The organism is Mariprofundus sp. EBB-1 (assembly GCF_003665155.1).
GTDB lineage: Bacteria > Pseudomonadota > Zetaproteobacteria > Mariprofundales > Mariprofundaceae > Mariprofundus.
Genome location: NZ_RCFQ01000040.1, coordinates 1 through 19,773 on the forward strand (window position 1 = coordinate 1; position 19,773 = coordinate 19,773).

The following is a 19,773-nucleotide window of genomic DNA, read 5'->3' on the forward strand; positions in this document are numbered from 1 at the left end:
CATTCATCATACTCATAAGGCCACCGGAAGTACCATTAGCAGCAATCCCTGCGAATGTACCGAAAGTATCACCTATTTCTCCTGCTCCGGCAAAGAAAGCCCCCGATATGCCTCCCATGATTGCTCCAGTAAGATTACCTGTATTGATATACCCGGCAATCGCACCTGCCAACATGGGGTTACCAGTCACCGCCATCACAACAGCGGCGGCAGCAATTGCCACGACAGGTTTCACTGCATTCCAGAGGTTACCCAACTTGAAATGCCCGGATGGGTCAGTGTACTTCAGAGGATTATTATCTACATAAGAGTAGCGGTTAAAGGCCTGCATGTTGCCAGCATCAGGCACCACCGTATCGGCCGAGATAAACCTGCCCAACACCGGATCATACAATCTTGCATTCATATTAATCAGGCCAGTCGATGCATCCATCTCATGGCCGGTATAACCACGCGAAACCAAGCCAGTTCACGGCCCGCACCGCTGACCTGATTACCATTCACATCATAGGCATACGTGTTGCCACCAGCTGTCTGCACGGCATGCGGATGATTCGGATCGTAGGTGTAATCAGCCAGACCTACATCGGATTTGTAAGTGATATTACCGATAGCATCATAGCAATACTCTTTTACTGGCAAACCAACGACTGCATTGCGCACTGACTTAACGCGGTTAAGGTCGTCATAGCCAAAGTGCTCTTCGTAACCACCAACCGTCAACAGACTCTTACGGTGCTCCATATTACCAATCGCATCGTACTGGTAGGCCCAGTTCTGATCACTTGGCTTGGTCCGACCCGACAGGACGATAGATTTAAGTGGGACAGCAGTGCTCTGCCCCCTTTTACTCAGTTATTGCAAATAAAACTCATTAAAAACAAAGAACATTCCGAACAACAGCACTACACTTAACACAAAGGAAAGTAATCGAGCATGTCTATTTTCTTCAGAGTATTTTAAATTTCCAATGGCCCCTGCAAAAAACTCTTTTTTTAAAATAAACCCTATTATTGGTAATGAAAGGTAAGTTGTTATAATTGGAAATAACCAATATCCGATATCAGGATCATCAAGCAAGAACAGTGAATTAATGTAAAAAATAACTAGCATGATACTGAACGTTATAAATTCATATTTCATCATTGAGAAAGAGCTACCCCAGTAGCTTGATCATATACAACTCCGACACGAACGGTTTGAGCCTGAGTTGCAGTGCTTCGGACAACGGTAGATGCATATTTTCCAGCTACCCAAGGAGCAAATTTAGTTATGTCCCCTGCGACATATGCATTAGCTGATGAAACGGCAAGAGATGCTCCATCTATTGCAAGTGATATTAGCTTTAGTGGAGCAAATGCCCAGGAAGCTATCCCTAATGCACCACTCGCAATATCAAGCTTCTCCCCTGTTGTTGCATCTCGCATCCCATACCCCATGGTTTTCCTTATTGCATAAGCCTTAGCTTGAGCATGTGTAGCAAAATACCCATCTCCATGGGATTCATCATTAAAGAGTCGTTGGAAAGCCCCGGTCCGGAAACCACTCCAAAAATCACCACCAAAAATTCTGGATGAAACACCGCCAATTGCTCCTGCTATAGCGACTCGTGTAAACATTGATCCAAAACTTTTGCCGTTGACACCAAACTTACCACCACCAACACTACCTGCAAACTTCGTAATGCCTGCGGTAATAAATCCACGACCAAACTTACCACCGTTCATGACACTCATAGAACCTCCTGCGACTCCGTTGGCAGCAACTCCAGCTAACGTACCAAATGTATCTCCTATAGCTCCTGCTCCTGCAAAAAAGGATCCCGAGATACCACCCATTATCGCGCCAGTCAGATTACCCGTATTAATAAACCCAGCAATTGCACCTGCTAGCATTGGGTTTCCAGTCACAGCCATAACAACAGCTGCCGCAGCTATTGCCACCACTGGTTTTACTGCATTCCATAAATTACCCAGCTTAAAATGGCCACTCGGATCAGTGTATGCAAGCGGATTATTATCGACATATGAGTACCGATTAAACGCCTGCATATTGCCAGCACCAGGAATAACCGTATCGGCAGAGATAAACCTGGCCAGCACCGGATCATACAAGCGGGCATTCATATTAATTAGCCCGGTTGATGCATCCATCTCATGGCCGGTATAACCACGCGTGGTGTTGGTGGCTCCAATATTAGCTTTCTTCGTGCCATCCAGATTTACCGGCGCACCAAACGCATCAAATCGCAGGCGCTCGGCCACCGCTCCCGTGCTATCTGTGATTACACTGATACTGCCCAGGTGGTCACCATGCATGTAGTGAATACTTGGTACTCCTGCCGCATCCTGGATCGTGGCAATTAGCTTGCTGCCTGCATAAACATGGCTGCTATTTTTGATGAGACCGCCCATGGTGGTCTGCTCAAAGATTTTACCAACATAGACCGTTTCACTGGTCGGTGTGGTTTTACTTATACGATTGTGATTGGCGTCGTAAGTAAAACCGGTATATCCCTGCGCTGTCCAGATACCTGCCGGTTTATTGAAGCTGGTCCAGCTATGCGTACGACCTGCACCATCAAGCATATTACCATTGGCATCGTAACTATACGTGTTAACACCGGCACTCGTCACCGCATGTTTGTGGTTCAGATCGCTGTACTGATAAGTCCCCACATCGGATTTTTGGGTGATATTACCTATTGCATTATAATCGTAGGTTTTAACCAGTGTGCCATTTGTATCCCATACTTTGCGAATACGATTCAGTTCATCATATCCATCCACGCCAGCCAACATAAACTGCTCTTTATAACCAAGCACTTTGTCATGGCGGAATTTCATGTTTCCGACTGCATCGTAATCATAAGCCCAGTTCTGAATCATTATACCGTTTGATGTTGATTGCAGCCCGGTCAGTATGCCGCGTTTGGGATCATAGGTGCGAGTTGTGATGACACCATTACCAAACGACTCAGAGGTAACATGGCCAAACTCATCCATGCTATTGGCATTCCAGAGTACCATGCCTGTTGAAGCATTGCTGATGGATATCAAGTGATTGTAAACATCGTAATTACGCTGAATCACTACACCGGTCGGATAGGTGATCCTGCTAACACGGCCTATGTTGTCATAACTCGTTGTGACATTAAAAAGCTGTCCATTGATTGTGGTATCAGAGGATTTTACTCGACCGTAAGTATCGTAGAGATAGGACTTGCTGCTGATGCCTGAAGTTTCACTGCTCAAGGCACCAGTCCATAACGTATCATACTGCCAGGTGCTTGTGCCTTCTGCTTCTGTACGTGATGTCATGCGACCAAGTTGGTCATAGACCATCGTTGTGATTTGGCCCTTGGCATCGGTCTGACTGGTCAGATTGCCGAGCGCATCGTAACCATAGCTCCAGATGCCCATATCGGGATCATTCATACCTATTTTACGACCACGAATATCGTAACTCATGGTAGTAACATTTCCAGCAGCATCTGTGGTTCTGGTCAAATTACCAAAAGCATCATAACCATAAGTCATGCTTTGCAAGGCTGCGTCGGTAACCTTGATCACTTTACCTTGAGCGTTTTTTACTGTTGTCGTTGCCTGTCCTTTGGCATTGGTAGAAGTGGTACTCAGGCCGTTATATGCCATACTGCTCACATCGCCATTTGGTGCGGTTACCGTAATTGCCCGACCCAAAGCATCGTATGCATAATGTGTCCACTGCACAGGAAGCCCCTGTTTATACGCATCCGAACTAAGCTGCAACTGCCCTTTACTATTGTAGTTTTTCACTTTGATTATCCATGCACCATCTAAACCCATGCTGTAGTAATCATAGATGGTACGCCCATACACATCGTTATAGAGGTATTGTGGTGTTTTACCTGTGCCCGTTTTCACCACCAATGAAGACCAGTACCAATTAGGGTACACAGTTCTATCGTAATAATAGATTGATGAAATCGTACCATCTGCCCTTATTTCGCGGGTGTTACGACCAAAGCCATCGTAGCGCCATTCGGTTTTCAAACCATTAGGACCTGTCAAAGTACGTTTTTTTCCGAAACGCTCATCCCACGTATATGTTTCCGTATGATTCAATGCATTAGTGGTACTGACTGGGAACATGCCATTGGCATCATAGGCCACAGTTGTGCTACGCGATACGATGCCTGCACCTGTGACAGCAGTGGTGGTGCGATTACCATAGCGATCATATGTGTATGTAGTCACCTGCTTTAGAGCAGCATTGTTCGGTTCAATAGTTTCTGTCTTTAGAAAGCCAAAAGCGTCATAAGTAAAACTGGAACTGCGTTTCTTTGTGTCGGCCGGAGAAACACTGACAGGGTTTGTAGTTACGGTGTTGGTAACATCAGCACGTATCAGTTGGCGTACTTTCCAGCATCTTGTGTCTGGGCGGGTGCTTGCCACCTGATAAGGGACCAAATGATAACCCCAGTTGCGATTATTTAACGCCGCAAAATATCTGGCCGCACGTAATCGAAAGGTTGAAGACCTGCTCCTAAGCCAACTTTTATACATCCTGTATGTTCTACTCAACCTTACATAGGCTGGCATAACATTCGGAACCTGACGATATTTAGTTACCGTAATTCGAATTGGAGCACAGGTATCTGTTCCGCTATAGGTATTTACCAGTGTTTTTGTGAAACCACCTGTACTCGTGCTGGTTGATTTCAAGAGGTGACCAAACATATCATAGTCTGATGCTGAAGATCGAGTCGTATTTGCACTCAGCAAAACTCCATTCAGGTCATAGCTGACCTGTCGCACTAAAGCGGGATAAGCAAAATGACGTGTACCTTTATTATTGCTCAAGTCTTTGGCTGCCCAGGTCGTGATAGCATTTGAAAGTGTAGTGTTTCCCAAGCTGGTAATTACCCGTGAAGGTCGTCCCTGAAAGATCAAACTCTGATCATAAGTCGTCGTTGTCTTAATTTGGGTCTGGTCATCGGTCTGAACCGCCGTTTTAAAGCCACGAAACTCCTGCTTACTCAATACATAGAGGCCACCACTATAGCTGTAGGATGAAGATCGAACCTCAGCATTTCCACTTAAACTACTGGTGGCAATCTTATTTACAGTCCACAATTTCAATTTCGGAGCATTGGCAATTCCAGCGTGAAGAGAGTAAGTAACAGCCTTCACTGCACCATTGGCTTGATCAATCACTCTTGTCATTAATGGTTTTGAATTCCAAGGTTGATGTCCTAAAACAGCTGGAATATAACTCTGCATCGATTGTGGTCCCCCTACAGCAAAGGGAGAACTACTAAAATATGCGCTGTAGCCCTGTGCTGCAAAACCTGAACCAGTATTCTGATACACTTTCCAGTAAAGACTTGGAGTTGGGCCGTGGTGCAGCAAATCTGGTAGCCCGTCTCCATTCACATCATACAAAGCATGTCCATGTAGTGAGCCCGATGGATCGTTCCAACGTTCAGGCACAGTATTCAGTGCCGTGCCATTATGGAAATAGACTTTCCATACACCTGTATTATCACGGATCATCCAATCAACGAATCCATCGGCGTTTATATCAACGATGGCGCGATCATAAAAAGTTCTCGACAACACAACCCTTTTACTTCTGCCAAATGTTCTATATTGGAACCTTGTTTTTTGAGCCTTAACACCCTGATCGGGCAAAACAAATGGTGCTCTAAACGTGCCGAACTTTGCACTACGCTGAATAGCTCCAGCAGTTGATTCTGGCACCCCATCCCCATTCACATCAATGCTTGCACTTGTAGTTCTAGTCCATACGCGAAAGCCAGTTTTACGGCTTAAAAATCTTGGCGTATCCCATCCGCCTGTTGGAGTTGCCTCTTTCTGTTGAGTGTACTCAAACAAACTACTACGCGAAGGAAGTAATCCATCGACATCAAACACAGTCGCTTTTATGAGCGTACTACGTGAATCCAGCGCCCCTGCAGAGGTATATGTAAAGCCAGTATGTGCAGCCAAACGAGCGCCTGCATATGACTTTACCGATTTCAGACGCACATTGATATTATTGCGATGGCCTGAACGGAAACTTAAGACTGAATCAGGGCGTGCCTCATAAGCAAAAACAACTTTATTATTCGGTGAATATCTAATTTCAGTCAAACGATGTCCCTGTCCACCATCAGTATAAAAATAGGACATGTTATTGTTTTTCACATCAACGACACTGCTCAAACTCCAACTGAATGTACGAAACCCTGTCATCGGCCATGGTGCATTCAGATTATAAACTGTGTTTTTCTGATCACGAATCGTCCAGCCGGTACTTGTTTTGGTGATCTTTAAAAAGGAATTTTCATTAGCTACGCGGTATTCATTACCACCTACGTTCACCAGCGCCTGACGTGCTCCTTTCATCACCAGCAGGTAGGTGTCTGCACCATTGTATTTCGGCGCGCCCATTTTGGCATTCAGCTCAATGCGCGTAATGTCTAAATTCCAACCGTAACCGTAGATCCCATTACCAACTGAGGAACTATACTGTAAAGCCAGAGCTGGCTGCATCCCAGCGCGTCCCGGTGCCACTCCGATCTGAACCTTGTGACTAAATGAACCGACATAAGAGGCCACATCACCTCGGCTAGCGCTCATATCGACAGCTGCAAATGCTGATAACGAAGATAGTTGCATAAACATCAACAACGACAAGGCTGCTTTGAATAAAGATAGTTTTTTGCGCATAGAAATACCCTCGCCTGTTTTTCAGGCGTGTTTTTTTGTGATACATGAATTCCGCAGGTCTGTGTTAAACGCTTAACCTACGGCATATGATTTACGGTAGTGTAGTCGCAGCTGGCTGTGCAGCTTGCTCAGCTAACATCTGTTGCTCAGCAATCATCGCTTCAGCCTCTAACTGCTTGAGAAATGCAGCATCACGTTCTTGCTGTAATTGCTCCATCTGCACTTGCACCTGCTGCTCATGTAGAATCTCGACAGACATAGCCTCTGCAGCAGTAATATCAGCTGCATACGCAGATGCTGAGGACAGCGTCAGCGCTGCCATAAATATAAATACGTGTTTCATACAGTCCCCCCCAAGGGATATGAGTGACTCAAATTCTCCAATGCCACAACTGTGCCAAACCTAAATATACTTAGTAAACGAACTCAACAGGAAAGATCTGACAAACACTGTAATAATCGAGCTTTCACTGTAAAATTGTGCTCAATCCACATGATTCGACATTAATCGATAATGTTTTGGAGTATATCCGGTTTGCTTCTTGAATAGTTTGCAAAAATAATCCACATCTGAAAAGCCCGTAAATTGCGCAATATTTTTCACCTTCTCTGTTGGCTGACTGGTAAGCAGCGCGCAACTCAGATGCAGCCGATAGCGTATGATATATGCATTCAGGCCAAGGCCTACTTCTTTTTTAAACTGCCTGCTTAAATGAGAAGATGAGATATTCAAATGATTCGCGATATCATCTCGACGGCAACGTGTATGGAAATTATTATCGATAAAAGCAATGGAAGCTTTTATAATTGGATCAAATGACCCCATCCGTTGCTCAAAACCATCTCCCCATAGTTCTTTTAAGAATTGCAAATCTGGTTTTTTTACTGCTGAACATAGATCCATAATACGCTTACTCAAAACAGCACCATCAAATGGCTTCATAAAATAACCTTGAATATTTAACTTGGCAGAACGAAGCATCCACTCATTGTTGCTCGACCCAGAGATCATAACAACATGAATGTGAGATATCTTTGCATTACTTCGTAATATTCTCAATACTTCCAGTCCATTCAAATCTGGCAATATAAGGTCAAGTAGCACACACGATATGTTGTGCTTTGTATTTATTATATCTAAACCTTCTTTGGCCGTTGAAGCGGTTAATATATTCAGATTCTCATCTAATAACATAGTTAAATATGTCAGAATAATTTGATTATCATCAATAACCAATACAGTTGGTTTTAACGGTGATGGAGAACTATTGGAACTTACTTGTCTCCGGTTTACTTTCTGTTGATTACAGTGATCGACAAATATACCCCCTCCCTCCTCAGAAAAAAGTGTGTCTTTTATTAATTCAGCACAAAGTTCGAATCATGCCAGTTCAAAAAGATAGTTCATCATCAATATAGATGATAAAATGAGCTTTTGCTCATTTATTTTGGTATTGGGAATATTTTAGGCTGAAAGCAGTCGTTCAATGAACCCTTAGCAGGATATTGCCTCCATATAAAAACTATAGATATTTGCAACCACTGTTTAATATATAATAATTCACTGCACTCTACCTACACATAGACAATCGTTATAAAATATCACCTAACATATTAATTTAATTCCGAAATTCGGAAACACCTTTTCATTGAACTCTCTTTAAAACGGGTGTTATAATGAAATTTCGGGCCTGTTTGCCTCGGAGATTTCACTATGTTGAAGGGTCTAAAAAGTTCACTGAATCATACTTTAACCAGCCTATCCGGGGACTGGTCTCTATGAATCAAACTAATGCGCCAACCAATGACAGCATCATGCTCGAATGGCCCCAAGCAGGTAAGCATAGAATCAGAAAAGTTGTTTCTCGCTCAAACCACAGAGTAACAGGGAAATACCCAAGCCTTAAAATGGGGAGAATGATGCATTGGGAATCCACACTGGAGCGTGATGCGTTCATGCTGATGGATATCAACCGTTCCATCTTAAAATTTCACGAACAGCCTGCTAAAATCACATATTGGCTTGATGGTGAAAAACATGCCCATTACCCAGACATTCTCACCACCTCACATGAAGGATCATGCTTTGTCGAAATCAAAGAAGAGAAGGACGCTTCGAAAGATGAGGTCAGCGCTCGTACCCAACTTTTATCTGAACAGCTCCCCATGCAGGGCTATAGTTACCTTGTCTTTACTGAAGAAGAAATTCGAAAAAATCCAAATTTGGAAAATGTTCGAAGGCTTCTCCGATATGGACGCATAAAGCCTGATATCCAAACTATCGAGAGAATTAAAAAGGATTATTTTTCTTCCGGGGAATGTCTCTCGGGAGACATCACCTCAAGTGCTAACTGCAATTCCGATTATCCAGTCATTTGCCGAATGATAATCGATGGAATGCTGACGAAAGACATCAATCAGATATGGGATGCTCAAACTCAAATAGCTCTAAATTATAAATTTGGGGTGCAGTCATGAGCAGAGCATACCTGCAAGCCAAGCAGGTCATTATTATTGATGGCACCCGGCACACAATTCTTCGCAGTGTGGCAAAAGATGAATGGCAGATTGAAGTGTGTTTAAGCGGACGAATTGAAACCAAGACAACCAAAGAGCTTTTGAGTTTGCTAGCTGCAGACAGGCTTGAGTTTGAGGTTGCCATACCGGCGTTACAGAAAGGTAAGGCTGAGAAGCTTGCTGTTGCGTTGGATCTCATCCCGGAGCATTTACGCGAAGAAGCCAAAATGCGTTATGCGTATATGATGGCTACCAAAAAAGCTGAACTAAGAAGTTTCACCGGTAAAACACTTGAACCAGTCATCGCAGAAACTGCAAAAAAGCTTGCCAGCGACCACAAGCCTCCGCACTGGGCAACTGTAAACAGGTGGAGAAAGAAATTCGTAAAATCCGGCGAGGATATTCGCAGCCTTGTTTCATGTAATAGTAATAAGGGAAGAAAAGCCAAATATGACTCATTTGTTATTGATGCTGTTCAGCAGGCAGTTGATGCTATCTATATGTCTGAAGAGAGAGGTTCGGTCCAGGACACCATTGAGCATGCAACCCACTTAATCAGTATAGAAAATAAGCTAAGGCCTGCTGGCGACCAACTACCTCTTCCAACACGATATATAGTTAAAAAAGAGATTTCTCAGCTTCCTGAATTCGACAAAGCAGTGGCCAGAAAAGGAAGGCAGGCGGCACTGCGTGATTATAGAGGGGTATTAGGTAAAAATGTTTCCAGCAAACCGTTAGAGAATGCAGAAATCGATCACACGGTTCTTGATATTATCGTTGTTGATGAGGAAACCATGCTTCCACTTGGCAGACCGACTTTGACCATATGCATTGATTCTATGACCAGGTGTATTCTTGGGCTCTATATTGGATTTGAATCACCCAGCCACTCAACAGTAGCCCAATGTCTAAAACACTGTTTTCTCCCCAAATCTAACTTGAAGGAATTGTACCCTAAGGTTCGCAATGACTGGGAATGTTTTGGAGTCATGGAAACACTGGTTGTAGATAACGGCCTTGAATTTCATGGCCATAGCTTAGATAGCCTTGGAGAAAGCTATGGGATCAACATTCAGTACTCACCAAGGAAAAAGCCATGGTTTAAGCCATATATAGAAAGAGTTATTGGAACACTCAATAAAGGACTTATTCATAAAGTCCCTGGCACCACATATTCCAATATCTTTGAAAAGGGCGATTATGACGCACTCAAAAAATCGACCATTACACTTTCAACGCTCCATGAGATCACGAATATATGGATTGTTGATTATTACCATCAGAGGATACACAGAACACTCCGTCAGCAACCAGCAAAGGTTTGGCGTGACAATATTGATCAAATTCCGGTACCACTGCCTTCAAGTATTCGGGACTTGGATGCACTCACTGGATATATCGAAACAAGAATATTGTCTCATAAAGGTATTGAGCTAGATCGCCTGCTATACAATTCTCATGAATTGATAGGTTTGCGCGAGCAGCTTGGCTGCACCCTGCAAGTATCAATCCGATACAATGTTAATGATTTAGGGCATATCTATGTGATCAACCCTCGAACAAATGATCTCATTAAAGTGCCATCATTGAACCCTGAATATACCAATGGTCTTACCAAGTTTCAGCACGATATTTGCAAGAAATATTCTACGCAAATTCTTGAGCGATCAGAAATCGAAGATCTTGCAGAGGCTAAAGAAATCATTCGAGAACTCATCTCAGATGATTTTGGAAAGAAAAAAGTGAAAACCCGGAAAAAAGCAGGGCGATTCAAAAATGACCCATCAGGTAAAAAGCCCAAAAACGATGATGTACCTACTACTGATAAAAAAGTGGAGGAGCCAACCAAAACCGATATTCCAAAAACAGAATATGTAAGAGGAAAGTTGGGCACAATCCTTGAAAACCGCAGCCCACTTCAAACAGGAGAGAAATAATGACAGAACAAGAAAAAATAGAACTTCGGACCAAAATCGATAATGTGTTGATTATGCATTCTGCCTTTAAAGATGCGGTTGAACGTATTCAGGCCTGTTATGACGGTGCATTGAGTAGTGCTGACCCAACATGTCTGGCAGTGCTTGGAGAATCTAGGACTGGAAAATCCAGAGCGCTTGAGCATTTTCAAAATGAATATTTGCAATACCGGAATGCAGAGGGACTCACCACGCCAATATTACGGATAGAGGTTCCCTCAAAACCAACTGTAAAAGGCATGTTGGAAGAACTCCTACATAATATTGGCGATCCCAGTTTCGACAAGGGAACTGAAAGCTCTAAAACCATTCGATTAAGGAAGCTGATGGCTGAGTCGGGCACCAAAATGCTGATTCTTGATGAGTTCCAGCATTTTATCGATCAGGCAAGTCACAATATTCAGCATCATGTTGCTGACTGGCTAAAGATACTTGTTGATAAAACCAGGGTTGGCCTTGTGGTGGCAGGCCTTCCAAACTGTATCAATGTAATCCTGAGCAATGACCAACTGACCCGTAGATTTATGGCTCCACAGTATTTTAAGCGTTTTGATTGGACGATAGTTGAAGAGCGAAATGAATTCAGAAATATTTTGTTTACCTTGCAGGAGGACCTTAGTCCTTTTGATTTCCCTGATCTGGATTCTGATGACATGTCATTTCGAATGTATATCGCTTCTGGTGGACTCATTGGGTATGTAATTAAAATTCTACGTGAAGCCACTTCTATTGCTGTGTATGCAGGCACCCATAGCATTGATTTAGAAATGATTCATAAAGCCCAGCAAAGGGCAATTTTGAATGTATCTCAACATGCACCAGCTCCTTTTTCTCGGAAGTTTATACTATGCCCATCAAAAGAAACGGTTGAAGAGGCAATGAAGCTGGGAGTTTGTGAGCCTGAACCACCAAAGAAACGCTCCCGTGCAAAGAAAAACTTCTCCAACCTTAATATGGCCCTGAATAAGAGTTACTAAGGACTTTATGATGCTAGTGAGAACCCCATCCCCTCATTCTACCGAAAGTTTCTTTGGCTACCTACTGAGAGCCTCTGAAACCAATGGTTATGAAACGCCAGGAGATATTTTACGGCTAACTGGAGTGGTGAGTCACAGGATCACCCTTAACACTATCCCAATCGAAGGACTGGCAAGTGTCCTGAACCAAAAGGTTGAAGTGCTTCAAAAGCTCACATACCGAACTGAACAAAATAGATCCAGTTCATTAAAAATTCTGGGGCATGATCTTGGGAAGTCATCCAAAAATGCCCCTCTGAGGATAAAGTACTCAGCATTTTGTGTCTGCTGTGCGCAAGAGGATGGGCACATTGATGCATTTTGGGATATGAGTACTTCTCTCGCCTGTCCGAAACACGAATGCAAGGTACTAACCAATTGCCCAGAGTGCCATTGCAAACTGACATGGTTTCGACAAGGCCTATTAAAATGCACCTGTGGCGCTGATCTAAATCAGGTGGCTCAAACTAAGGCTGAAAAACCTATGATTGAATTAATGCAAATCATTCAGGCCAAACTTCATCATAAGGCTCATTCAAGCATTTCTAATCAAGTTGGCTTTCCACTCGATCACTTTGAACACGTACCCATGAATTCCTTTCTATTAATGCTGAATCGTTTGGGCACTTTCAACTTACAAAGCAAGAAAGAACCCGTAACGACAGACTGTGATGCAATAACCAGAGCAGCTATTGATACCTTATCAAATTGGCCACATGGGTATCATGAGTTTTTAACCAGACTTGGAAATGTCTATATAGCTGAAAAACCATCAGCAGTTGGCCTCAGAAAACAATTCCAGCAATTTTATATAGCGATGTTTAAAAGACCTTTTTCTGAAGATATTTCATTTTTACGCGATGAATTTGTGAATTTCGGTCTCAATATTTGGGGCAATGCCGTTGTGGACAAAAAGCTTCTTCGTCCTTCTGAATCAGAATTAAAACAAAGGTTCATTTCACGCGCTGAATTTGCACAACGATTTAATATTTGGAAACCGGTCATGGATCGCTTGATCGCAGATGGCTCAATAGTTACGAAACAGGTTAAAATAGGCGGGATAAAAAGACAGGTGGTTGATTTAGAACTCAGTCAGCCCCCAGTGCAATCCGAACAAGTCATCACAGATAGAGAGGCTGCTGCTTTTTTAGGGTTGCCTGTGAGAGTAATCGATCATCTGCGTGAAACCGGTGTCTATCAAACCAAACCTCGTGCAGGCTTTGCCAGCTCATGGCATCAGGATGATGTAGAGGAATTTCTTAGGCGAGGGTTAAGCCTTGCCTGCAAAATCGAGACTGTGTCTGAAGGCATGGAAAAACTTGGCACCCTGATGCGCCTTACTTTGAGAGATTCATCAGCAAAGGCGGATATTGTAGCGGCGGCATTTGATGGACGTTTGAGTGTTGCCGGACACATAGGCGATAACCTTTCAGGACTGCTTCTGAATAAGAACGAAGTTGATCTATTTATTCTCAAAAAACGCGTTGAAGTAGAGGGGGATAGCTATTCGTTCTCAGAGGCTGCAGATCAAACGGGAATCGACCAAATGGCGATTCAGAGTGCGATCAATGAGGGGCTTCTAACTACTGTTGAGCGTGATGGACGCACTCGAATAAGCGGCGAATCAATTACTCATTTTAATTCTAAATACATCACATTATCACGCTTGGCTCCAACAGCTGGAACAACCGCCAGAAAGCTTGGGAATATCTGCAAAAGACACAATATTCCAGCCAAATTAATTGCTCGTTCGAATGGTAACGGTAAGCATTATGTTTTACCTCGAAGTTATGAAGTGAACTTGGTGGATCTCTTTCATGCAGAAGAAAAGAAGCGAAAAGACAACTCTTTTGCAAATAGAGATGCTGCATGTGAATTATCCCTTTCAGAGTATTTAACCAATCTGCGAGCAACAAATGGGTTGTTGCCACGCAGAGGAGGCAAACCAAATTTATCCGATATTGCAAATGCATGTGGATTTGACAGAGCCCGCCTCTACGATTCACCATCGCTTGTTGAGGCCTTAAACCAGTTTGATAAAGAGGAACAAGCCCGCTTGAACATGGAGGGTTTTGACGCAGTGACAGTCCTATCAGGCTACCTTAAAAACCTGAAAGAAAGTGGCTTACCTTTGCCTCTTTCAAGGGGTAACAAACCCAACAAGAAAGTCATTACTGAGGCTTGTGGGCTCTACAGGAATATTTTGTACACAAACCAAAATGCTATCTCACTTCTGAATGACTTTGTGCAAAAACAAACCGTACGGAGTAAATTCAAGGCGCAAAAAACTTTCCATCGGTAAATTTTTAGTCTAAAGTTGAGGAATGGGATGTAAAATATTTCAATGTCGCACGCACTCTTGAGACAAACCTGTGCTCAAGTGTACGTTGTTCGGGCCGATATTTGTTGAATACTATTAATTAGTATGATAGCAAGCGGCCCCTTTTTTGTTGCCTTTGCAAAGGCGGGAGCATGGTAACAAAGAATAGGAGGGAAGATATGAGTTTGAATGATGAGGTTCAGATGTCAAATAAAGTTATTTTAAAAGGTGCGGAAATGAAATCTTTCCGCCAACGCTATTACGAAGAGGTTCATGCAGATCTCAAAAGTGTAAAAGATCGCAATACTGGAGCTTATGAAGCTGCAAAAAGGTTTGTATTGAAATAAACACCTAAAATAAAATTTAATGTTAAAATAAGGCCAGCAATTTGCTGGCCTTATTTGTTTAGCCAGAAGAGGGGATAATATGCAAGAGGAACGCCTAGAATACTACCCATGCTCCAATATAGAGGGCCTGTTTGACATCAATGGCGTTGACTGGAACGATAAAAGTGCACCATTGAAAAGTATTGCAGAACATGCGTTCGATAGATTAGAGGCCAATGGTTTAATAGTGCAACGAAAAGTTTGGGATCCAGATTATTTTGCCGAGTTTAATACATTCCATAGTAAGGTATTTCAAGAAAATCAACGCCTATGCACACGCCTCCATTTCATAAAACAGAATTTCCCCGTTAAGACTCCTATACTTGATGTAATTGATAGCTTGACCCCTAAAGATTATTTGGGATTTATGACAATACGGCCAGTTCAAGCAAGCCCTGTTGGTGCAACTATTCTAGTTCCGGTTCAGGGTAAAAATCACTTTCTCCTATCAAAAGATAGTTTCGAAGTAACTTTGGCAGGAAAAACTTTTACAGTATCAGGTACTCCATTTATGCAGCAAGATAATGCCGTGGGGGCATGTGCTCAGGCATCAATATGGATGGCGCTACGCACAATGCGAAAAAAAGAGGGAAGGAGTGCCCATAGCCCAGCAAAAATAACTACATTAGCAACTAAGTATGTAGTTCGAGGACGCACTTTACCAAACAGAGAAGGACTTAACATTGAACAAATGATAGAGGCAGTGAGAAGTGCTGGTTATGCGCCCAGCCTTTTATCGTTACCTAAAAGAATTAAAAAACTTAAACATCAAGATAAAAAGTTACCAAAAAAACGTCAACAAAGTGTTGAACGACGGAAAGTCCGACTCAATAAAATTAGAAGCATTTTATATCCTTATGTTGAATCAGGCATTCCAGTAATATTAGCCCTTGAAGAGAAAAGTGAAGGACATGCTGTAGTTTTAATTGGACATGGATGGGATCAAAACCTTGATAGTTCTGAGCATATCCTTGATGGAAAAGGTAATGACGATAGGTTTATAAAGGCAGTAAGTTGGGCCAAGCCATTTTTTATTCATAATGATAACTCCGGCCCTTACCAAGAGCTTGATCCGTTTTCTATCGAAGGAAATGGATATTCTTTAGAATCTGCAATATATGCCATTCCACTATTTCCTAACGGGGTCTATATGGATGCAGAGGAAGGGGAAATCGCATCTAATGCTGCAATTAAACTCGTAGAACAAACTGCTATGGCTGGATATAAAGACGAATATGAAGGATTGGGGAATGACAGAATTGTATTAAGAACATATCTTTCTAATCGTCATACATTCCGAAAAGAAGCATTCGAATCAACCATATGCTCTAAATTAAAAGACTTTTATCGAAAAATGGAATTACCTCGAAAAATCTGGGTTACTGAAATAAATACTTTTAATAATTATGGCGATAGAAGTGCTCATCAGACATCTAGGTTGGGTGAAGTAATAATCGATGCCACAGGAAACCCAGAGGACATTCCTTTTTTATCTGTTCATTTACCAGGAATATTTGCAATTAAAAAAAACCTAGACAACGGCTATGAATTGGATATTGAATTGATTAAAAATGACACCCCTTACCAAAGAAGACATCGAGCCACATAGAATTCTTTCCCGACAGATATTATCAGCGGACGAGCTCTTGTTAGCTTTACTAAAAACAAAAGAGGAAATATGAAAAAGTTAAATACACTTAGTAGCTTTAGTACTTATATGTCCAATAATAATGATATTACTAATAGAACGTTTGTAGATGAAAAAGAATTAGAAATGATAATTAGATTTATCTATACGAAAGATGATGGCGTGAATATTGGTGAAATATCAAATGAGTGTGGAGTCCCCTTCAGAATACTTATGGAAGAACTGGATGTTTTACAAATGGAGTCCCTGATTGAATATACTGATGATAAATCAGAAAATGTAATTCAGTTAACCAAAAGAGGTCAACGTCGAGCGGTTGAATTGATAAAAATAACATCCCATGGAGATACCTAATGGAGGTTGAAATCCTTACATGCTGGACTGGTTTGATCGTTGCCATACTAGGTGCTCTAGCCGGGCTCGCTGAGATTATCTCACGATATAAGGATGCCCCATTATCGGCTGTACTCACACTCTCAGGTATGACCTATCTTTTGATCAATGGCCTATCTGCAGTTATCGCTCTTTATTTGGTCGAAATTAATGCCTGGCAATTTGGAGTGGACCAAAATAGTGGTCACGCAAAAACCTTAGCAACTCAAGTAATAGTTGCCGGATTGGGGTCTATAATTATTTTCAGGAGTTCCTTATTCAACGTTCAGGTTGGAGACAAGACTGTTGGAATTGGTCCAAGCGCCATTCTTCAAGTTATTCTATTTACTCTAGATAGGGATTTGGACAGAACGCGCGCACAACATCGCGCTGATACTGTCAAAGAAATCATGACAGATATCGACTTTAGTGAAGCTATTATTGAGTTGCCACCCTTTTGTTTTGCATTAATGCAGAACGTAACCGAAGAAGAGCAAGCAGACTTTAAACGAGGACAAGAATTACTTCTTAAAAATACTAAGCTTAGTAATCAGGTTCGGTTACTCAATCTAGGATTGATGCTGCTTGAAATTGTAGGTGAAGCTGTATTACGAAAAGCTGTTATTACTTTGGATGAAGTTATTCACAAGTAGTTATTGGCCTGCATAAATAGGCTATTATACACCTTGACCCATTGGAGAATAAACCTCCCCTATGACAAAGCGACGGCACTTTACCGTCGCTTTGTGTACGGTTATTAACTAACTGGCTCAGTTAACCCTGAGGATAAGCCTCTTCCAACTCCATCTTCAATTTCTTACCGATTTCATCTGCAAATATATCAAACCATTTCTTTGAATTGCCTTCAATGCCACCATCTTGTGAATCAAGTGTTGCACGCGCCAGAGCGGCACCAAGAGCTGCTGGATCGAAGATATTAGATGCACCTCTTTCATGCCTAGCTGTCATTACTAATTGGACTGAATAGCCGTCCTTATATAGGTAAATGCCTGCAACCCAATTCATGCTTGTGCCACGTGCTGAATTATCATTACCTGAACGAACAGAAACGGTTGCTCCTGGCGTTTGCGGGAATTGCATTGAGACTGGCCCAAATGCCATATCTTTGATTTTAAAACGCCCTGGTTTTTCAGGCATTGGGTGAGGTGGTATCCCACTCACCACTTGAGCGTTGTTATTTAATTCTTTTGCTGCATCAACAACTGCATTTCTTACCTGAGTTAAAGTGTAGTCATTTGAAACATGGTAGATCCTATATCCAGTGTAAGTTTCAGTTGTTGGTGCGACACTGGCGCAGCTGGTGATAAGAGTGATTGAGGCTATTGCCAACACTCTCCATAGTTTTTTCATATTTAGTATTCTCCTAATTGTATTTTTAGAGTGTTTGGCATATCCGCGCCTAAGCTAAGGAATCCTTAGTATCCAAGCCCCACCTTACTAAGGAACTCTTAGGCATGCAAATTAAAGAATCACATGCATCCCCTGTCCCCAAGAGACTTAAAGATGCGCGACAGGCAAAAGGGCTTTCTCAGAAAGAACTAGGCATCGCTGCAGGCATTGATGAGTTCAGCGCCAGCCCTCGTATGAACCAATATGAGCGGGGAAAACACACGCCTGATTTTTCTATGTTAAAGAAGTTAGCTAAAGTGCTCGGTGTACCTACAGCATATTTTTATGCTGACGATGACTGGCTTGCTTCAGCTATTTGCGCTCTTAATAAGCTCCCAGAAGATGAAAAGAAAAATTTTTCAGCTACTGATTAACTGTCTGGTACACTCAAACTAACGCTAAAAGATTTGAAGGACTGTGGCGCAGCTAAAGCAACCCAATAATATACTATACCTAGTAAATAATAAGTTATCACACACAATATATAGTGTGCTCAAGAAAAGCCAAAGCATTGACAAAAAAGTGTAATCGCCCTTAGCATCTCAGATGCTTGAGTCATAATATTGATCCAAAGCAGATGCTGGTGCCCCAAGCTGCAATTTGGGCCACCCGAGTCGAGGCATTTTATCTGCATGATGAAGGCATGCAGACTTATTAACCCTACCGACCCATTCACTGGGACCGGCAACATAGTTTTAAGGGCATATATGAGCAAATCTCCTTCAAGGATAAAAAACATGTCTGATTCTACACACGTAGTTCCCAACTCCGATCGCGGAGGCTGGGATATTAAACAAAGTGGTTCATCTCGATCCTCTGGTCATTTTGACACGAAGCAAGATGCTGTAGATAGAGCAAGAGAAATAAGCCGCAATCAGGAAACTGAATTAGTCGTTCACAATAAGGATGGCAAAATCAGCGTGAAAGATAGTCATGGGAATGATCCGTTTCCCCCAAAAGGCTAGCTATAGGCCGGGTGGGGGAACCCCCACCTGGTCATAATAAAAGGCCAAGTAGTGCGATAATAAGAAGACTAAGAAATGATATTTCCATGAAAAAGTGTCGTATTTTTTTCCAGAATGCGACAGATTAGCAATCTCTTTCGATTCGCGTTTGAGCTTGTCCGTGGCGTGCTTGTGCTACCCTTGAGGTTCAGATCGTCTCAACTCCAACTCCCGATCAACTTTCTTCTTTGTCACAACACCCTCTCGCTCTTGTTCAAAAATCACTGTAGCCCTTTCTATAGGAATAATCTTTCTGGTCACCAGTTCACATAATCCAATTCTCAAAGCAAAGAGTTTAGCGATATCGTTATCCCGCTGATTATTACCTAAGATAGATAACCATGTGATATTTGTTTCATGATCAATGCAGTAATTTGGAATCTCTTCAGAACAACCCAAGTTTGGTGT

The 19,773-nt window shown here is 42.3% G+C and carries 18 protein-coding genes; 10 read left to right on the forward strand and 8 right to left on the reverse strand.

Annotation, left to right across the window (positions count from 1 at the left end):
* From D8Y20_RS12445 to D8Y20_RS12470, 6 genes are all read right to left on the reverse strand, one after another.
* On the reverse strand, nucleotides 1-406 hold a 406-nt coding region (locus D8Y20_RS12445; protein WP_236075439.1), incomplete at its 3' end, for an RHS repeat-associated core domain-containing protein.
* A gap of 5 nt (nucleotides 407-411) precedes the next feature.
* Complete coding sequence (locus D8Y20_RS12450) at nucleotides 412-744, reverse strand: hypothetical protein (protein ID WP_121544039.1); 333 nt, start codon at nucleotides 742-744, stop codon at nucleotides 412-414.
* 111 nt (nucleotides 745-855) lie between these two features.
* The gene (locus D8Y20_RS12455) at nucleotides 856-1,080 is read right to left on the reverse strand and encodes a hypothetical protein (RefSeq protein WP_236075440.1); all 225 of its coding nucleotides are present in this window, start codon (nucleotides 1,078-1,080) and stop codon (nucleotides 856-858) included.
* Nucleotides 1,081-1,142: 62 nt separating this feature from the next.
* Nucleotides 1,143-6,716, reverse strand: a complete 5,574-nt coding sequence (locus tag D8Y20_RS12460; RefSeq protein WP_121544041.1) for an RHS repeat-associated core domain-containing protein — start codon at nucleotides 6,714-6,716, stop codon at nucleotides 1,143-1,145.
* 91 nt (nucleotides 6,717-6,807) lie between these two features.
* Complete coding sequence (locus D8Y20_RS12465) at nucleotides 6,808-7,059, reverse strand: hypothetical protein (protein WP_121544042.1); 252 nt, start codon at nucleotides 7,057-7,059, stop codon at nucleotides 6,808-6,810.
* Nucleotides 7,060-7,200: 141 nt separating this feature from the next.
* Nucleotides 7,201-7,953, reverse strand: a complete 753-nt coding sequence (locus D8Y20_RS12470; protein ID WP_147434089.1) for a response regulator transcription factor — start codon at nucleotides 7,951-7,953, stop codon at nucleotides 7,201-7,203.
* A gap of 542 nt (nucleotides 7,954-8,495) precedes the next feature.
* Here D8Y20_RS12470 and D8Y20_RS12475 point away from each other — a divergent pair.
* The 8 genes from D8Y20_RS12475 to D8Y20_RS12505 all read left to right on the forward strand — a co-directional run bounded on the left by D8Y20_RS12475 (nucleotide 8,496) and on the right by D8Y20_RS12505 (nucleotide 17,604).
* Nucleotides 8,496-9,194, forward strand: a complete 699-nt coding sequence (locus tag D8Y20_RS12475; RefSeq protein ID WP_161957641.1) for a TnsA endonuclease N-terminal domain-containing protein — start codon at nucleotides 8,496-8,498, stop codon at nucleotides 9,192-9,194.
* The gene (locus D8Y20_RS12480) at nucleotides 9,191-11,170 is read left to right on the forward strand and encodes a Mu transposase C-terminal domain-containing protein (protein WP_121544045.1); all 1,980 of its coding nucleotides are present in this window, start codon (nucleotides 9,191-9,193) and stop codon (nucleotides 11,168-11,170) included. Before D8Y20_RS12475 ends, D8Y20_RS12480 begins: the two co-directional genes overlap by 4 nt.
* Nucleotides 11,170-12,186: a TniB family NTP-binding protein gene (locus D8Y20_RS12485; protein ID WP_121544046.1), complete on the forward strand. Its 1,017-nt coding sequence runs from the start codon at nucleotides 11,170-11,172 to the stop codon at nucleotides 12,184-12,186. Before D8Y20_RS12480 ends, D8Y20_RS12485 begins: the two co-directional genes overlap by 1 nt.
* 16 nt (nucleotides 12,187-12,202) lie before the next feature.
* Nucleotides 12,203-14,527, forward strand: coding sequence for a TniQ family protein (locus D8Y20_RS12490; protein WP_161957642.1), 2,325 nt, complete (start codon nucleotides 12,203-12,205; stop codon nucleotides 14,525-14,527).
* Nucleotides 14,528-14,724: 197 nt separating this feature from the next.
* Entirely contained in the window at nucleotides 14,725-14,892 is a 168-nt protein-coding gene (locus tag D8Y20_RS13645; RefSeq protein ID WP_153232666.1) for a hypothetical protein, read from the forward strand.
* A gap of 79 nt (nucleotides 14,893-14,971) precedes the next feature.
* Complete coding sequence (locus tag D8Y20_RS12495; protein WP_121544048.1) at nucleotides 14,972-16,540, forward strand: hypothetical protein; 1,569 nt, start codon at nucleotides 14,972-14,974, stop codon at nucleotides 16,538-16,540.
* A gap of 69 nt (nucleotides 16,541-16,609) precedes the next feature.
* Nucleotides 16,610-16,933, forward strand: coding sequence for a hypothetical protein (locus tag D8Y20_RS12500; protein ID WP_121544049.1), 324 nt, complete (start codon nucleotides 16,610-16,612; stop codon nucleotides 16,931-16,933).
* Nucleotides 16,933-17,604 carry a hypothetical protein gene (locus D8Y20_RS12505; RefSeq protein WP_121544050.1) on the forward strand — a complete coding sequence of 224 codons (672 nt, stop codon included), beginning with the start codon at nucleotides 16,933-16,935 and terminating at the stop codon, nucleotides 17,602-17,604. The genes D8Y20_RS12500 and D8Y20_RS12505 overlap by 1 nt, the downstream gene beginning before the upstream one ends.
* Before the next feature lie 121 nt (nucleotides 17,605-17,725).
* Here the strand turns inward: D8Y20_RS12505 and D8Y20_RS13550 are convergent, their stop codons facing one another.
* The gene (locus tag D8Y20_RS13550; protein ID WP_147434090.1) at nucleotides 17,726-18,322 is read right to left on the reverse strand and encodes a hypothetical protein; all 597 of its coding nucleotides are present in this window, start codon (nucleotides 18,320-18,322) and stop codon (nucleotides 17,726-17,728) included.
* A gap of 104 nt (nucleotides 18,323-18,426) precedes the next feature.
* Here D8Y20_RS13550 and D8Y20_RS12515 point away from each other — a divergent pair, with 104 nt between their 5' ends.
* Nucleotides 18,427-18,735 carry a helix-turn-helix domain-containing protein gene (locus tag D8Y20_RS12515; RefSeq protein WP_121544052.1) on the forward strand — a complete coding sequence of 103 codons (309 nt, stop codon included), beginning with the start codon at nucleotides 18,427-18,429 and terminating at the stop codon, nucleotides 18,733-18,735.
* A gap of 363 nt (nucleotides 18,736-19,098) precedes the next feature.
* Nucleotides 19,099-19,326: a DUF2188 domain-containing protein gene (locus D8Y20_RS12525; protein WP_121544054.1), complete on the forward strand. Its 228-nt coding sequence runs from the start codon at nucleotides 19,099-19,101 to the stop codon at nucleotides 19,324-19,326.
* Between the two features lie 174 nt (nucleotides 19,327-19,500).
* Here the strand turns inward: D8Y20_RS12525 and D8Y20_RS13685 are convergent.
* A partial coding sequence (locus tag D8Y20_RS13685) for a hypothetical protein (protein ID WP_161957643.1) occupies nucleotides 19,501-19,773 on the reverse strand: 273 nt, incomplete at its 5' end.

What these genes read in the sequence shown, in the direction of transcription:
- D8Y20_RS12450 (WP_121544039.1), bottom strand. Translation starts at nt 744, where the DNA reads ATGGAGCACCGTAAGAGTCTGTTGACGGTTGGTGGTTACGAAGAGCAC.
- D8Y20_RS12460 (WP_121544041.1), bottom strand. Translation starts at nt 6,716, where the DNA reads ATGCGCAAAAAACTATCTTTATTCAAAGCAGCCTTGTCGTTGTTGATG.
- D8Y20_RS12465 (WP_121544042.1), bottom strand. Translation starts at nt 7,059, where the DNA reads ATGAAACACGTATTTATATTTATGGCAGCGCTGACGCTGTCCTCAGCA.
- D8Y20_RS12475 (WP_161957641.1), top strand. Translation starts at nt 8,496, where the DNA reads ATGAATCAAACTAATGCGCCAACCAATGACAGCATCATGCTCGAATGG.
- D8Y20_RS12480 (WP_121544045.1), top strand. Translation starts at nt 9,191, where the DNA reads ATGAGCAGAGCATACCTGCAAGCCAAGCAGGTCATTATTATTGATGGC.
- D8Y20_RS12485 (WP_121544046.1), top strand. Translation starts at nt 11,170, where the DNA reads ATGACAGAACAAGAAAAAATAGAACTTCGGACCAAAATCGATAATGTG.
- D8Y20_RS13645 (WP_153232666.1), top strand. Translation starts at nt 14,725, where the DNA reads ATGAGTTTGAATGATGAGGTTCAGATGTCAAATAAAGTTATTTTAAAA.
- D8Y20_RS12495 (WP_121544048.1), top strand. Translation starts at nt 14,972, where the DNA reads ATGCAAGAGGAACGCCTAGAATACTACCCATGCTCCAATATAGAGGGC.
- D8Y20_RS12500 (WP_121544049.1), top strand. Translation starts at nt 16,610, where the DNA reads ATGAAAAAGTTAAATACACTTAGTAGCTTTAGTACTTATATGTCCAAT.
- D8Y20_RS12505 (WP_121544050.1), top strand. Translation starts at nt 16,933, where the DNA reads ATGGAGGTTGAAATCCTTACATGCTGGACTGGTTTGATCGTTGCCATA.
- D8Y20_RS13550 (WP_147434090.1), bottom strand. Translation starts at nt 18,322, where the DNA reads ATGAAAAAACTATGGAGAGTGTTGGCAATAGCCTCAATCACTCTTATC.
- D8Y20_RS12515 (WP_121544052.1), top strand. Translation starts at nt 18,427, where the DNA reads ATGCAAATTAAAGAATCACATGCATCCCCTGTCCCCAAGAGACTTAAA.
- D8Y20_RS12525 (WP_121544054.1), top strand. Translation starts at nt 19,099, where the DNA reads ATGTCTGATTCTACACACGTAGTTCCCAACTCCGATCGCGGAGGCTGG.